General features: G+C 62.6%; 13 protein-coding genes. 3 read left to right on the top strand and 10 right to left on the bottom strand.

All coding sequences use genetic code 11. The features are described 5' to 3' along the window. Positions 1-137: 137 nt before the first annotated feature. From hflC to ACWHRL_RS10410, 9 genes are all read right to left on the bottom strand, one after another. On the bottom strand, positions 138-1,046 hold the full coding sequence (gene hflC, locus ACWHRL_RS10370) for a protease modulator HflC (RefSeq protein ID WP_447893574.1): 909 nt from the start codon (positions 1,044-1,046) through the stop codon (positions 138-140). After that, the gene (gene hflK, locus ACWHRL_RS10375) at positions 1,047-2,327 is read right to left on the bottom strand and encodes an FtsH protease activity modulator HflK (RefSeq protein ID WP_447529082.1); all 1,281 of its coding nucleotides are present in this window, start codon (positions 2,325-2,327) and stop codon (positions 1,047-1,049) included. It lies immediately after the preceding gene. A 121-nt stretch (positions 2,328-2,448) separates the two neighbouring features. Next, entirely contained in the window at positions 2,449-3,759 is a 1,311-nt protein-coding gene (gene hflX / locus ACWHRL_RS10380; RefSeq protein WP_447893575.1) for a ribosome rescue GTPase HflX, read from the bottom strand. Between the two features lie 35 nt (positions 3,760-3,794). Continuing rightward, positions 3,795-4,043 carry an RNA chaperone Hfq gene (gene hfq / locus ACWHRL_RS10385; RefSeq protein ID WP_263584347.1) on the bottom strand — a complete coding sequence of 83 codons (249 nt, stop codon included), beginning with the start codon at positions 4,041-4,043 and terminating at the stop codon, positions 3,795-3,797. 142 nt (positions 4,044-4,185) lie between these two features. Beyond that, positions 4,186-5,124, bottom strand: coding sequence for a tRNA (adenosine(37)-N6)-dimethylallyltransferase MiaA (gene miaA / locus ACWHRL_RS10390; protein ID WP_447893576.1), 939 nt, complete (start codon positions 5,122-5,124; stop codon positions 4,186-4,188). 29 nt (positions 5,125-5,153) lie between these two features. Further along, positions 5,154-7,076: a DNA mismatch repair endonuclease MutL gene (gene mutL / locus ACWHRL_RS10395; RefSeq protein WP_447893577.1), complete on the bottom strand. Its 1,923-nt coding sequence runs from the start codon at positions 7,074-7,076 to the stop codon at positions 5,154-5,156. 45 nt (positions 7,077-7,121) lie between these two features. Further along, positions 7,122-8,585 carry an N-acetylmuramoyl-L-alanine amidase gene (locus ACWHRL_RS10400; protein WP_447893578.1) on the bottom strand — a complete coding sequence of 488 codons (1,464 nt, stop codon included), beginning with the start codon at positions 8,583-8,585 and terminating at the stop codon, positions 7,122-7,124. Positions 8,586-8,612: 27 nt separating this feature from the next. After that, entirely contained in the window at positions 8,613-9,071 is a 459-nt protein-coding gene (gene tsaE, locus ACWHRL_RS10405; RefSeq protein ID WP_447893579.1) for a tRNA (adenosine(37)-N6)-threonylcarbamoyltransferase complex ATPase subunit type 1 TsaE, read from the bottom strand. Positions 9,072-9,080: 9 nt separating this feature from the next. After that, positions 9,081-10,526: an NAD(P)H-hydrate dehydratase gene (locus ACWHRL_RS10410; RefSeq protein ID WP_447896164.1), complete on the bottom strand. Its 1,446-nt coding sequence runs from the start codon at positions 10,524-10,526 to the stop codon at positions 9,081-9,083. A gap of 188 nt (positions 10,527-10,714) precedes the next feature. Here ACWHRL_RS10410 and queG point away from each other — a divergent pair, with 188 nt between their 5' ends. Then, positions 10,715-11,824, top strand: coding sequence for a tRNA epoxyqueuosine(34) reductase QueG (gene queG / locus ACWHRL_RS10415; RefSeq protein ID WP_447893580.1), 1,110 nt, complete (start codon positions 10,715-10,717; stop codon positions 11,822-11,824). On the opposite strand, the gene orn is transcribed toward queG, so the two are convergent. Next, entirely contained in the window at positions 11,821-12,393 is a 573-nt protein-coding gene (gene orn, locus ACWHRL_RS10420) for an oligoribonuclease (protein WP_447529089.1), read from the bottom strand. The genes queG and orn overlap by 4 nt on opposite strands. A gap of 115 nt (positions 12,394-12,508) precedes the next feature. On the opposite strand from orn, the gene rsgA reads away from it, so the two are divergent. Together rsgA and ACWHRL_RS10430 are read left to right on the top strand one after the other, a co-directional pair. Then, positions 12,509-13,528, top strand: coding sequence for a small ribosomal subunit biogenesis GTPase RsgA (rsgA, locus tag ACWHRL_RS10425; RefSeq protein ID WP_447529090.1), 1,020 nt, complete (start codon positions 12,509-12,511; stop codon positions 13,526-13,528). A 36-nt stretch (positions 13,529-13,564) separates the two neighbouring features. After that, on the top strand, positions 13,565-14,407 hold the full coding sequence (locus ACWHRL_RS10430) for a sulfurtransferase (protein ID WP_447893581.1): 843 nt from the start codon (positions 13,565-13,567) through the stop codon (positions 14,405-14,407). Positions 14,408-14,414 lie beyond the last annotated feature (7 nt).

Raw genomic sequence — 14,414 nt, forward strand, 5'->3', positions numbered from 1 at the left:
CTTCGCCCACAACGCACCCGTGCCAAATGAGGGCCACAAAAAAACCGGGCGAACGCCCGGTTCAATTAAGTCTACCACGTTTAACCGCCGGCGAAACCCCGCCGCTTTAGCAAACGGCGAAGCTCGAAATCCGGTGTTTATTCGCCGTCGTCTTCCTCGCCGCCGCTACCGGAGTCCGGGTTGGGGCTGCGCATATAGCGGAAGAAATCGCTGTCCGGCTCCAACACCAGCATGTTGCCGTCATCGGCAAAGCTTGTGCGGTAGGCGTTCAGGCTACGCCAGAAGGAGAAGAACTCCTGATCCTGGCCATAGGCGTTAGAGAAGATCGCCGCGGCTTCCGCGTCGCCTTCACCGCGCAGCGTTTCCGAGCGCTCGTTGGCCTGGGCCAGCAGTACCTGACGGCGGCGGTCGGCGTTGGCACGAATCCGCTCGGCCTCTTCCTGCCCCTGGGCGCGCCACTCGCGGGCTTCGCGTTCACGCTCGGAGCGCATCCGCTGGAAGACCGCTGCCGAGACGTCATCGGGCAGGTCGATGCGCTTGATACGAATATCGCGCACCGCCACGCCAAGTTCGTCCCGCATGAGGCTATCGAGCTCTTCGGTCGGGCCGATCATCAGGTCGTCACGCCGCTCGGCGATGATTTCCTGCAGGTTCAAACGACCGAACTCGTTACGCAGGCTTTCGTCTACCCGCGGCTGAATCAGGCGTATCGCCATCAACTCGTCGCCAGCGGTCGCCTCGTAGTAGCGCGTCGGGTTGACCACCTGCCACTTGACGTAGGAGTCGACGATCACCGCTTTCTGCTCGAGGGTCAGGTAGCGGCTGGTATCGGTATCCAGCGTCAAAAGGCGGGTATCGAACTTGCGAATCGTCTGGGCGATCGGCATTTTCGCGTGCAGGCCTGGCTGAATGTTTTCCTCAACCACTTCACCAAAGCGCAGCTTGACCGCGCGCTCGGTTTCGTCAACCACGTAAAGGGTGTTGCTGGCAAGCCAGGCGATGGCGGCCAAGCCGCCAACGATCAGCAGGGATCGGTTGTTAATCATTTAGCGGCCCTCCCTGCGAATAGCGCCATTGTTCGACGACGATGACGTGTTGTCACCTTGCGTATTGCGCAGCGTTTCGACCACGGAGGGGTCGAGCTGCTCGTCGTTACTACTCGAGCCACCGGTGGAGCGATTGGCACCGCTTCCACCGCGCAGCTGATCCAGCGGCAGATACATCAAAGGCGCGTTTTCGCTGACATCCAGCAAGACCTTGGGCGTATTGCCGAAGACCTCTTCGATTGCATCCAGATACATACGCTCACGCATAATCTCGGGAGAGTTTTGGTACTCGCCGACCAGCGCACTGAAGCGGTTGGCCTGACCCTGGGCTTCGGCCACGACGGACTCGCGATACCCCTGGCCCTGTTCGACGATACGTTGAGCCTGACCTTGGGCTGCCGGAATGATCGCGTTGGCGTAGGCCATACCTTCGTTGATCGTACGCTGACGATCCTCGCGGGCACGAATCACGTCGTCAAACGCGTCGATGACTGGCGCCGGCGCAGTGGTGGATTCGATGTTGATGGTCTGCAGGCGAATACCGGCGCCGTAGGCGTCGAGGTAGGTCTGCAGGCGGCTAGCCACGGAGCTGCCGAGAATCTCACGGCCCGAGGTCAGAATATCGATCATGTCGGTACCGCCGACCACGTGGCGCAGCGACGAATCCAATGCGTTTTCGATCGAAAGTGACGGGTTACGCACGTTGAGTACGAAATCTCGCGGGTTGGCGACCTGGTACTGTGCCGATATCTCGACCTCGACGATGTTTTCATCTCGGGTCAGCATCGACTGGGTCTGCGAGACCGAACGAACGCGGGTCACGTTGACCATGCGCACGTCGTCGATCAGCGGCGGATTCCATTGAAGGCCCGGGTCGACGATGCCCTGATACTCGCCAAAGCGCAGTACGACGCCGCGCTCGGACTGGTCCACCAGGTAAAACCCCATGGCCGCCCAAATCGCCAAGGCCAAAACGATCAGCAAGCCGGGCAGCGCAAAGGAGTTACGCGGCTTACCGCTGCCGCTTCCACCGCCGTTGCCGCCGCTCTTTTTGCCGCTTCCGCCCAACATGTTGTTAAGCTTGTTTTGAAACTTCTTGAGTGCTTCGTCGAGATCCGGTGGGCCCTGATTGTTGCCACCGTTATTGCCCCCGTTGTTTCCCCCGCCCCCGTTGTTACCACGATCACCGTTGCCGCGATCGCCGCCGCTATTGTTGCCGCGCCGGCCACCACTGCTCCAGGGGTCATGCTGGTTGCCACCACCAGGCTCATTCCAGGCCATACTTCGTCTCCACTAAGGGGTTAACCTGCACGCGGCCCCGCGTAAGAGCGAGGCCGCCGTGCTTATAATATTATTGCTGTGTAATCCTTGTGCCATTTTGCGTGGCGTTGGTTTCAATACACTACCACTCGCCGCCCTCTTGTAGCGACTCCGGTAAGTAGGTGTTGGCGCGCTCACCAAGCTGCGCCATCAACTGATTGAAATCCCGCCGGGGCAAACGAACATCTAACACCGAGTGGCCGTTTTCATCAAACGCTTCTTCTTGCACGGCATTCAACTCGTGAAGCCCGGCTCTCAACTTGCCTTGCTCCGGGGCAAGGGTCAGCGAGAAGCCGATAACGTCGTTGGCAAGACGCTCGGAGAGTGCTTCGTGCAGCAAATCAAGCCCTTGGCCCTGCTGAGCGGAGAGCCAGACCACCTCTGGGCGGCCCTGGCCGTCACGCTCGATGCGCGGGGCGCTGTCGAGCCGGTCGATTTTATTCATCACCTTGAGCACCGGGACATCGTCGGCGCCGATCTCCTTGAGCACTCGGTCCACCTGCTCGACATTGAGCTCGCGGTCCGGGTCGGCGGCATCGATTACGTGGATCAGAAGCGATGCCTCGGCGGCTTCCTGAAGCGTTGCCCTAAAAGCCTCGACGAGTTTGTGCGGCAGGTGGCGAATGAAGCCCACGGTGTCGGCCATCACGATCGGCCCGACATCGTTTACCTCGATGCGGCGAAGCGTGGGGTCGAGCGTTGCGAAAAGCTGATCGGCGGCGTACACCTTAGCATCGGTCAACACGTTGAAGAGCGTTGATTTACCGGCGTTGGTATAGCCGACCAGCGAGACACTGTGGATCTCGGCACGGGAGCGGGCCCGACGGTTCTGGTCCCGTTGGCTACGCACTTTATCCAGGCGCTTATGAATCGCCTTGATGCGCCCGCGCAGCAAGCGGCGGTCGGTTTCCAGCTGAGTTTCACCCGGCCCGCGAAGACCGATACCGCCTTTTTGACGTTCAAGGTGGGTCCACCCGCGTACAAGGCGCGTGGACATGTATTCGAGCTGGGCAAGCTCTACCTGCAGCTTACCCTCATGGGTTCTGGCCCGCTGAGCGAAGATATCGAGAATGAGACCGGTACGGTCGAGTACGCGGCACTTGAGCTCTTTCTCGAGATTACGCTCCTGGGAAGGGCCAAGACCATGGTTGAAGATCACGAGTTCGGCCTGGTGCGCGGCGAGCATTGCTCTTAGCTCTTCCAACTTGCCTGAGCCGATAAAGGTTCGCGGGTCAGGACGCTTTCGGCTGGCCGTGAGCAATGTCGCAGGCTCTGCACCCGCAGAGCGCACGAGCTCCAGGAACTCACCCGGGTCTTCACGTGCCTGCTCATCGAAGAAATCTACGTGAACAAGGACGGCCGTTTCACCGGCATCTGGGCGTTCAAAAAACAATCAATACCTCTTGCTTTCCAGGCTAACCACCGATGTTAGAGGTCCGCTTCTGGGGCGGCCGGGTCTTGGGCCGGCAGGCGCACGTTGCGCGAGGGCACCACGGTGGAGATAGCGTGTTTATAGACCATTTGGCTAACGGTATTACGCAGCAGGATGACAAACTGATCGAAAGACTCGATTTGCCCCTGGAGCTTGATGCCGTTGACCAGGAAAATAGAAACCGGAATGCGCTCCTTGCGCAAAATGTTCAAGTACGGATCTTGAAGGGACTGCCCTTTGGACATGCTGCTTCTCCCTAAACTGTCTGAGGGGTGGTTTTTTAATGGCGCGCTCTTGGCGCTACCGCAATCTTATTGCCCGAAAGGCCTGGTGTTATAAAACGTCTGGGCCACTCGAAAAACATGCTTACTAAAACACTATCTTACGCTAAGCACTGCTTTGGCGCACGAATTTCAGCACCTTATCGTCGAGGGCTGGCGTGGTCGAATCGATCCAGTTCAGCGACGGCCAGCTCCGTAACCACGTTAGCTGGCGTTTGGCGAGCTGGCGAGTCGCAATGATACCGCGCTCGCAAAGTGCTGCTTCATCCAGCTCGCCATCCAGATACTCCCACACTTGCCGATAGCCAACGCTCTTCATTGACGGGAGATCCTTGTGCAAGTCACCCCGCTTTCTGAGGGCGGCGACCTCATCTATCAAGCCCTCGGCCAACATTGTTTTGAAACGCTGGGCGATTCGCTCGTGCAGTACGTGCCGCTCGGCGGGGGCAAGTCCTATCGACAGCGTGCGGTAAGGAAAGTTTTCCGGGCGCTGCTCTGCCCAAAGCTCACTCATCGGCCGCCCGCTGACCCGGTACACCTCCAAAGCGCGTAAAAGCCGTTGAGGATCGTTGGGATGAATACGCGCCGCGGACACCGGGTCGACTTCGCCAAGCATGGCGTGCAAACCGGCAAGACCTACCTGCTCGCGCTTTTCGGCAAGCTCCTGGCGCACCGTTTCATCCGCGGCGGGTAGATCCGCCACGCCTTCGAGCAGGCGCTTGTAATAGAGCATGGTGCCACCGACCAGCAGCGGCACCTTGCCCGCCGCGCTGATTTGCCGCATCTGTAGGAGCGCGTCTTCGCGGAAATCGCCCGCCGAATAAGGGTCCGCCGGATCCCGGATATCGATCAAGCGGTGTGGCGCTCGGGCAAGCTCCTGCGGGGAAGGCTTGGCGCTGCCGATGTCCATGCCGCGGTACACCATGGCGGAGTCGACACTGATCAGCTCGCAGCCCAGGCGCTCGTGCAGCGCGATCGCCGTATCGGTTTTACCAGCCGCCGTCGGGCCCATCAAAAAAATCGCCAAAGGGCGTGTGTCGGCCATGGCCGCAAAGCTCCATCGTAAGGGGGCGGCTATTGACCGCGCAGGAAAAGCTTATCGAGGGCCTTCATGCTCATCTGTGTCCAGGTAGGCCGGCCGTGATTGCACTGATCGCTTCGCTCGGTACGCTCCATGTCGCGCAAGAGCGCGTTCATTTCGTCCAGGGTCAGCTTACGGTTGGCGCGCACGCTGCCATGGCAGGCCATGGTCGATAAAAGCGCGTGAAGTCGCGCCTCGACCTGATAGCTCTGGCCAAAATTGGCAAGCTCTTCGAGCACTTCGCGAATCAGGCCTTCCGGGTCGGCGCCGGCTAAAAGCGCCGGCAGCCGGCGCACCAAAAGCGTCTCCGGACCTGCCACGTCGAGCTCCAGGCCCAGCGCGGCAATCGCTTCCTGCTCGCTTTCCGCAGTGGCGACCTCCTGGCGGCTGGCTGCCAGCGACACCGGCACCAAAAGCGGCTGAGTATCCACGCCCTGCACGGCCAGCTGATTTTTCATTCGCTCGTAGACGATACGCTCGTGGGCGGCGTGCATATCGACCAGCACCAGCCCCTGGGCGTTTTGCGCCAGAATATAAATACCGTGCAGCTGGCCCAGCGCAAAACCGAGCGGCGGCGCACTGGTCGGGTCTGCTTCGGGCATGGCGACCGGCGCTTCGCGCACTTCATGGCTCGGCCCGGCCGGGCCGGAGGCGGTTTGCGGGGTCAAAAGGCTCTCTTCATGGTCCGGGTGAAGCGCCTGGTAACCCTGCATGAAGCGGCGCACCCGCTCGGCGCCCGGATGGCGCGCCGGCCCTTCCCCCAGCGCCATGCCCTGCTGCTGCCAGCGCGGTGCCGACGATGGGTCGTTTGTCTCAGCTACGCCCTGGCGTTCACCGTTGGCGGCCGGCGCCTCGGAAGGCGCCGCCTCGTCACCCGCCGGCGCTTCGGCTTCTTCGGTAGGCCTGGAGGTCGCCAGGCAGTGGTGCAGGCTCGAGTAGAGAAAATCGTGGACCATGCGCCCGTCGCGAAAGCGCACTTCATACTTGGTTGGGTGAACGTTGACGTCGACCACGTCCGGGTCGAGCTCGAGATAAAGCACGAACACCGGATGGCGGCCGTTGTAGAGCACATCGCGATAGGCCTGGCGAACCGCGTGGGCGACCAGCCGGTCGCGCACCACGCGCCCGTTGACGAAAAAGTACTGCTGGTCCGCCTGGGAGCGCGAGTGGGTCGGCAAGCCTACCCAGCCGCTGAGCCGCAAACCGCCGGCTTCGCGTTCGATATAGCGGGCGTGCTCGATGAAATTCTTGCCCAGAAGCGAGGCGATACGCCGCTCCCGAGCCGCGGCGGCGTCCCCGGCGGGCAATTGGTGAACGGTCTTTTGATTGTGGCGCAGCACCCAGGTCACGTCGTAGCGCGACAGCGCCTGGCGGCGAAACGCCTCTTCGATATGGGCGAACTCGGTCTTCTCGGTGCGCAGAAACTTGCGCCGGGCCGGGGTATTGAAGAACAGATCGCGCACCGCCACGCTGGTGCCCCTGGGGTGCGGCGCGGGTGCAACGCGGGCCTCCATGCCCCGGCCTTCGGCGACCACGCGAAACCCATGGGTCGGGTCTTCGCTTGCGTTGGAAACGAGCTCCAACCGCGACACCGAGCTGATCGAGGCGAGCGCCTCGCCGCGAAAGCCCAGCGAGCTTACGCCTTCCAGGTCCTCGAGACTTTCGATCTTGCTGGTGGCGTGGCGGGCCAACGCCAGGGGTAAATCCTCTTCGCTGATCCCTACGCCGTCGTCACGCACCCGCACTAGCCGGGTGCCTCCCTGCTCGACCTCGACCTCGATACGCCGGCTGCCCGCATCGATGGCGTTCTCCATTAGCTCCTTGGTGACCGACGAAGGCCGCTCGACCACCTCGCCGGCGGCAATCTGGTTGGCCAGCCGGGGGTCGAGCACATGGATACGTGTCGTTTCGCTCACATCAGACACTCACTACCTCTCGTTAATTACGCCGCCCGCCCGAGCTTAAGAGCTTGGAATGCGCAGCACCTGGCCGACACGGATAACGTCGCCGTTCAGCTCGTTGGCCTGTTTCAACTGATTGACCGGCACGCCGTGGCGAACGGCGATCGTGGACAGCGTGTCGCCGGACTGGATACGGTACTCGTTGCCCGACGGCGCCCGGCGGTTGTCGCGCTGCCAAGCCAAGAGGCTTGCCGGAGGCGGGTTGCGCTCGAAGTGCGAACGTAGCCCGCTGAAGATCGCCTGGGCCAGCGCCTGCTGATGGGTCGGGTCGCGCAGGCGGCGCTCTTCGTCTGGGTTGGAGACGAAGCCGGTCTCGATGAGCAGCGACGGAATGTCCGGTGACTTGAGCACCATGAACCCAGCCTGCTCCACTTGGGACTTATGCAGCCGGTTGATGCCGCCGAGTCGGTCGAGTACCTCACCACCGATAGACAGCGAGTCGTTGAGCGTAGCGGTCATGGTCAAATCCAGAAGCACGCCGCGCAGCACTTGATCCTTATCCCGCAGCGACAGCGAACCATCCACGCCACCGATCAGGTCCGAGCGGTTTTCGCTATCGGCGAGCCACTGGGCGGTTTCCGACGTGGCGCCGCGCTGGGAGAGCGCAAATACCGAACTGCCCTGAGGCCGCGGGCTGGAGAAGGCGTCGGCGTGGATGGAGACGAAGAAGTCGGCCTTCTGTTCCCGGGCGAGCTGGGTGCGCTGGCGAAGTCCCAGGTAGTAGTCGCCGTCCCGGGTCAGCACCGCCTTGAAGCCCCGCGTGGCGTTGATGTCCGAGGCCAGCCGCCGGGCGATATCCAGCACGATATCCTTCTCTCGCGTTCCGGAAGGGCCGATCGCCCCGGGGTCTTCACCGCCGTGGCCGGGGTCCACCGCGATAATGATATCGCGCTGGGGGTGTGGCTGGGCAGGCTGAACAGCGGCGGGGGCACGCTCGGCCACCGGCGCCTCCTCCGGCGCGGCCGCTTGGGCCTGGGCGGTCACGCGCTGGGCCTGGATCTCCTGCTCGCGAATCATCGCCTCGATCGGGTCGATGGGGTTTTCGACCGCACTTTCGCCGGGGTACTCCAAATCCACTACCAGGCGGTGACCGTACTGGTCGTTGGGTGCAAGCGAGAAGTGACGCGGGGTAATCGCACGATTGAGTTCGAGCACCACTCTTAGCCCACCGCCTTCGAGGCTGCCGGTGCGTACGGCGTCGATGGCGCTGTCACTAAGCGGCAGGGTCGAGGCATCGGTATCGAGTTCGGTGTCGTTCAGGTCGATGACCAGGCGGTCCGGGTTACTCAGCGAAAAAACGTCCGCCGTCGCTGCACCGGAAAGATCGAACACCAGCCGGGCGTGATCCGGCGCCGCCCACAGGCGCATGCTTTCGACCACCGCCGCCTGGGCGGAGGCCGAAAGCGCCAAAACGCTCAGCGCGGCCGCGCCGAGCAGGCGTTTAAATGTGCCCCTCATATCCATTGAATCACACTACTCCCCTAGGGTTTATCACGTTACAGCCTGCAAAGCCGCCAGCACCTGCTGGCCCCACTCGCTTTGCGGCGTTAGCGTTGCTGCTCTTCCCTGGCGGACAACGCTTAGTTCGACTCGGATATCGGCGGCGGGCAGCCAGCCGGCTCCCCGGCTGGGCCACTCGATGAGGCAAAGCGCCTCGTCGCTCAAAATATCGCGCCCGCCCATGAACTCGAGCTCTTCCGGATCACCAAGGCGGTAAAGGTCCAGATGATAGACACGCTGGTTATCGAACTCGTAGGGCTCGACCAGCGTGTAGGTGGGGCTTTTCACCGCCCCTTCATGGCCGTAGGCGCGCAAAATACCGCGGGTGAGCGTGGTTTTGCCCGCGCCCAGCTCGCCCTCGAGATAGACCCGTCCGCGCCCTTCGAGGGCGCGCCCTAGCGCTTCACCAAACGCAACCTGGGCGGCTTCATCACTCAACTGCACTTGCATGGAATGCCTTCACGGGTTGATCAAAATGCGTGCATAGGATGCCAGATCACTGGCCAGCAAGCCACGCTCACCGTGCTCTTTTGCACCGGCGTCACCGGCGAGCGCGTGCACCATCACCCCCAAACGCGTAGCAAGCTCGAGATCATCGAACTGCGCGGCCAGCGTGCCGAGCATGCCGCTGAGCACATCGCCCATGCCGCCGCTGGCCATGCCCGGGTTACCAAAGGGGCATACCACCATGCCGCCGGGCCCGACCACCAAACTCCCCGCGCCCTTGAGCACGACGATGCCGCCCCGGGCGCGCTGCAGCGCCCGGGCGGCTTCCGGGCGGTCGGACTGAACATCGGCCACCGAGCAGCTCAAAAGCCTGGCCGCCTCGCCCGGGTGGGGCGTGAGCACCCAGTTATCCCGGGCAAGCGTCGGCCAGCGCTTGGCGAGCAGGTTGAGCGCATCGGCGTCGACCACCAGGGGCTTGTCGGTGTGCAGCGCGCTTTGCAGCATGGCCTGACCCCAGGCACCCTCACCCATGCCGGGCCCGACCACGATGACATCCGCCGCTTCGGCAAGTTCGCAAGCTGCAGCGCCACCGGAAACGCCGCGCGCCATTACTTCCGGGCAGCGCGTCAGACTTGCGCTAACGTGTTCGGCGGCGGTGGCCAGGCTCACCTTGCCCGCCCCCAGCCGCGCGGCGGTTTGCGAGCTCAAAAGCGCGGCGCCGCCAAAGCCCGGGGCGCCGCCCATTACCAGTACGTGGCCAAAGCGGCCCTTGTGCCCGGCGCGGGGCCTGGGTGCGAAGGCCGGTGTCAGCCAGCTCTCTTCCAACCGCCAGGCGGCGGGGACGATATCGAAAAACGCCTGGGCCTTGACGCCCAGCGGGCGAAAGTCGATCTCGCCGGTATAGCCCGGGGCGTCGCCGGTGTGCAGGCCGATTTTATCGCCAATGAAGGTGACCGTGCAGTGCGCCTGCACCGCTGCCCCCTGGGCGGCGCCGGTATCGGCGGCGATCCCGGACGGCACGTCCAGCGCCAGCACCGGCTGCTCGGCGCGATTGATATCGTTGATCACCGAGAGCGCCTCGCCTTCTACCTCCCGCGAAAGCCCGGTACCCAGCAGCGCATCGACGATCACTTCGCCTTCGAATCGAAGCCCGGCGCGGTAGTGCTCGCAGCCGACCCCCGCGGCGCTGGCAAGCTCGGCGGCCCGGCCAACGTCGTTTTCAAGCGACTCGAGCGCGCGGGTCGAAATACGCTGTACCTTGAGCCCGGACTGCATGGCCAAGGCGGCCAGCACGTGCCCATCGCCGCCGTTATTGCCGCTACCACAAATCACGGTCACGCTTTTGGCCTGGGGCCAGCGCGAACGGAAGCTGTGCCAGGCACTGGAAGCCGCGCGCTGCATCAAGGCAAAGCTCTCGATACCCGCAGCCATGGTGCGCCGCTCGAGCTCGCGTACCATGGCGGCTTTATAGAGCGGGCGTAGCGCCTGAGTGGTCAGCGCCGGGTGATGCGTTGGGCGTTGCGTCGACACAAAAACTCCTTGGTCTTGGGTAGTAAATGCCAGGACGCTTCGTAAGCGCCGGGTGCGTGTAGTGATACCGCCTAATGGGTTAGCATAGCGCGCCTATGCACCAACGTTGACGAACCATGGCGACTTCCACCGCTTTTTCACTTTCTGATGACGAGCTCGAACGCCTGGCGGCGTTGATCAAAACCTGGGGGCGTGAGCTCGGCTTTCAACAGATCGGCATTACCGATACCGAGCTTGGCGAGCACGAAGCGCACCTCGACGCGTGGCTTGCCAAGGGCTACCAGGGCGAAATGAGCTACATGGCCAAACACGGCACCAAGCGCACCCGCCCGGCCGAGCTCGAGCCCGGCACGCGGCGGGTGATCAGCGCGCGCATGGACTACCTCCCCCCGGAAGTCGAAACCACCAAAGTGCTAAGTAAGCGCCACCTGGGCTATATCTCGCGCTACGCCCTGGGGCGGGATTACCACAAGCTGATTCGTAAGCGCCTGGCAAGCCTTGCCAAAAAGATCGAGCAGGAAGTGGGCGCCTTCGGCTACCGCGCGTTCGTGGACTCCGCCCCGGTGATGGAGCGGGCGCTGGCGCAAAAGGCAGGCCTTGGTTGGTTCGGCAAAAACGCCATGATATTGAACCCCAAGGCCGGGTCGCTGTTCTTTCTTGGCGAGCTCTATACCGATTTACCCTTACCCGTCGATGCGCCGTTCGAGTCCGAGCACTGCGGGCGCTGCAACGCCTGCCAAACCGCCTGCCCGACCGGCGCTATCGTCGATGACAAGATCATCGATTCCAACAAGTGCATCTCGTATCTCACCATCGAACTGCACGGCGCGATCCCCGTCGAATACCGCCGGGCGATGGGCAATCGCATCTACGGCTGCGACGACTGCCAACTGGTATGCCCGTTCACGCGCTTTACCCGGGCAAGCGCCGAGGAAGACTTCGCGCCGCGCCACGATCTGGACCGCGCCTCGCTTTTGAGCCTTTTCGCCTGGGGCGAAGAGGAGTTTCTGCAAAAGACCGCGGGTAGCGCGATCCGGCGTATCGGTTACGAGCGCTGGCTGCGAAACCTGGCCGTGGGCCTGGGTAATGCCCCCTACAGCCCTGAGGTAGAAGCCGCGCTCAACGCGCGCCGCGCCTACCCCAGTGCGCTCGTGCGCGAACACGTGGCCTGGGCACTCGACGAACAGCGCCGTAAGCACGGCGCGCGTATCGCCACCGCCGTTTAAGCCGGGTCGTCTTGCCCGCGCAGGAAGGTTTTACGGTAGTGGGCAAGCTCGGCGATCGACTCCTTGATATCGTCCATCGCCAGGTGCACGTTTTGCTTACCAAAGCCCTCGAGGGCTTTCGGATTCCAGCGCTTGGCGAGTTCCTTCACCGTCGAGACATCCAGGTTGCGGTAGTGGAAGAACGCCCACAGTTCTGGCATTTCGCGCTCCAAAAAGCGCCGGTCCTGGTGGATGCTGTTGCCGCACATGGGCGAGGTGCCGGGTTCGACATAGCGGCTCAGAAAATCCAGGGTTTCGCGCTCGGCCTTGGCGGTATCGACCGGGCTATTTTTAACCCGGTTCACAAGTCCGGACTCGCCATGGGTTTTCTGATTCCAGGCATCCATCTGCGCCAGCAGGCTTTCGGGCTGGCTGACCGCGATCACCGGGCCTTCCGCGACGACGTTCAAGTCCGCATCGGTCACCAGCGTTGCGACTTCGATGATGCGCTCTTTCTCCGGGTCCAGACCGGTCATTTCCAGGTCGATCCAAACCAGCAGATCGCTTCTCGGGGCGGTGGTGTCGCTCATGCATTTCTCCAAATGGGCCGGGGCAAGGTGGCTCAAGATAGCGTGACTTAAGATTGTGTTACCCGGGCAACGTTAACAGGTACACTACGACTATTGTACCGAGCATCAGGTGGTCATGAGCAAACGTAAATTAAGCCGCCAGCAGCGCTGGCGCGTCGAGAAGATCCAGGCCGAGCGTACCGAGCGCGCCGAAAAGCGCGAAGTTCAGGATACTCAGAAGCTGGCCGCCGGCGAATACGGCGCGGAGCAGCCCGGGCGGGTAATGGCGCACTTTGGCCGCACCCTGGAAGTGCGCGACAGCGACAACGCCCCGGTGCGCTGCCACCTGCGCGCCAATATGGACGGCCTGGTGACCGGCGACCGGGTGATATGGCGGGCAGGCCAGGAGGGCTCCGGCGTGGTCGTGGCGCGGGAGGAGCGCGATAGCGTTTTGAAGCGCCCGGACGCCCGCGGCCAGCTCAAACCCGTGGCCGCCAACATCGACCAGATTCTGATCGTGTTTGCGGTCGAGCCCGCGCCGCACCCCAACCTGATCGACCGCTATCTGGTCGCCGCTGAGGCCACGGGCATCGCCCCGGTGCTGGTGCTCAACAAGATCGATCTACTGCCTGACGATGGCGGCGAGCTGGGCGCGCTACTAGAGCGTTACCAACGCCTGGGTTACCCGGTGGTGCGCACCACCACGGATAATGAAGCGGGCCTTGAAGCGCTTCGTGAGCAGCTCGAGGGGCGCACCTCGGTGTTCGTGGGCCAGAGCGGCGTGGGCAAATCCTCCTTGATCGACCTGCTGCTGCCGGATGAGTCGCTTCGTATCGGGGCGCTCTCCGAGGATTCGCGCAAAGGCACTCACACCACCACCACCGCAAGGCTTTACGCCATGGACCGGGACGAGGTCGCAAACGGCGAGCTGATCGACTCCCCGGGCATTCGCGAGTTTGGCCTGGTGCACCTGACCGAGCAGGAGGTGACCGATGGCTTTATCGAGTTCCGTCCGTTCATCGGCTACTGCCGCTTTCGCGATTGCCGCCATCGCCAGGAGCCGGGCTGCGCTTTACTTGGCGCGGTCGAGGAAGGCAAGATTCATTCCGAGCGTTTTGCCAGCTACCGGCGAATACTCGATAGTTTGAGCGTTTAAAAAAACGCCTAAACGCCTGATTGAAAGGAGCAGTTCATGAGTGTTGATCAACCGTCCAGCGAAGCCAACCTGTTACCGCTGATCATCGAGCCCGCCGATCTCGAGGCCCAGCTGGGCCACCCCGAGCTTTTGATCGTCGACGTACCGGCCAACCCGGACAGCTACCGCCAGGGCCATGTGCCCGGCGCGGTGTATCTGGATTTTCGCTACCTGTTACGCGGCGAGGGCCCGGTGCCCAACGACGTGCCGGACATCGACTTTCTGTCGAAGCTTTTAAGCGCCCTGGGGCTTACCCGCAACACCCACGTCGTAGCCTATGATGACGAAGGCGGCGGCTGGGCGGCCAGGCTTTTATGGACGCTGGATTATCTTGGCCACACCCGCTACTCCTACTTGAACGGCGGCATTCACGCCTGGCGCGACGCGGGCCTTGCCGAAAACACCGAACAGACCCTGCCGACCACTAGCGACTACCACGCCGAGGTGCTCAACCCCCAGGCGCTGATTACGGCGGATGAGATCAAGGAGAAGCTCGACGACCGCGGGTTTGCCGTGTGGGATGCCCGCTCGCCGGCGGAGTATGCCGGCGAAAAAGGTAACAACAAGCACCTGGGCCACATTCCGGGCGCGGTGAACATGGACTGGGTCAATGCCATGGACTATCAGCGAGCGCTTCGCATTCGCGACTACGCGGAGCTTGTCACCGAGCTCCAGGCCATGGGCCTAACGCCGGATATGGAAGTCGCCACCCACTGCCAAAGCCACCATCGCAGTAGCTTTACCTGGCTTGTGGGCAAAGCGCTTGGTTTCAACATTCGCGGCTACGCGGGCTCCTGGGGTGAGTGGGGCAATCGCGACGATACGCCGATCGAAAAATAACGCCCCT

This window comes from Vreelandella sp. GE22 (assembly GCF_968212445.1).

Excerpts from the sequence above, each read along its gene's own strand:
- ACWHRL_RS10430 (WP_447893581.1), top strand. The coding sequence starts at position 13,565 with ATGAGTGTTGATCAACCGTCCAGCGAAGCCAACCTGTTACCGCTGATC.
- ACWHRL_RS10400 (WP_447893578.1), bottom strand. The coding sequence starts at position 8,585 with ATGGATATGAGGGGCACATTTAAACGCCTGCTCGGCGCGGCCGCGCTG.
- queG (WP_447893580.1), top strand. The coding sequence starts at position 10,715 with ATGGCGACTTCCACCGCTTTTTCACTTTCTGATGACGAGCTCGAACGC.
- hflK (WP_447529082.1), bottom strand. The coding sequence starts at position 2,327 with ATGGCCTGGAATGAGCCTGGTGGTGGCAACCAGCATGACCCCTGGAGC.
- orn (WP_447529089.1), bottom strand. The coding sequence starts at position 12,393 with ATGAGCGACACCACCGCCCCGAGAAGCGATCTGCTGGTTTGGATCGAC.
- hflC (WP_447893574.1), bottom strand. The coding sequence starts at position 1,046 with ATGATTAACAACCGATCCCTGCTGATCGTTGGCGGCTTGGCCGCCATC.
- tsaE (WP_447893579.1), bottom strand. The coding sequence starts at position 9,071 with ATGCAAGTGCAGTTGAGTGATGAAGCCGCCCAGGTTGCGTTTGGTGAA.
- ACWHRL_RS10410 (WP_447896164.1), bottom strand. The coding sequence starts at position 10,526 with ATGGTACGCGAGCTCGAGCGGCGCACCATGGCTGCGGGTATCGAGAGC.
- rsgA (WP_447529090.1), top strand. The coding sequence starts at position 12,509 with ATGAGCAAACGTAAATTAAGCCGCCAGCAGCGCTGGCGCGTCGAGAAG.
- hfq (WP_263584347.1), bottom strand. The coding sequence starts at position 4,043 with ATGTCCAAAGGGCAGTCCCTTCAAGATCCGTACTTGAACATTTTGCGC.
- miaA (WP_447893576.1), bottom strand. The coding sequence starts at position 5,124 with ATGGCCGACACACGCCCTTTGGCGATTTTTTTGATGGGCCCGACGGCG.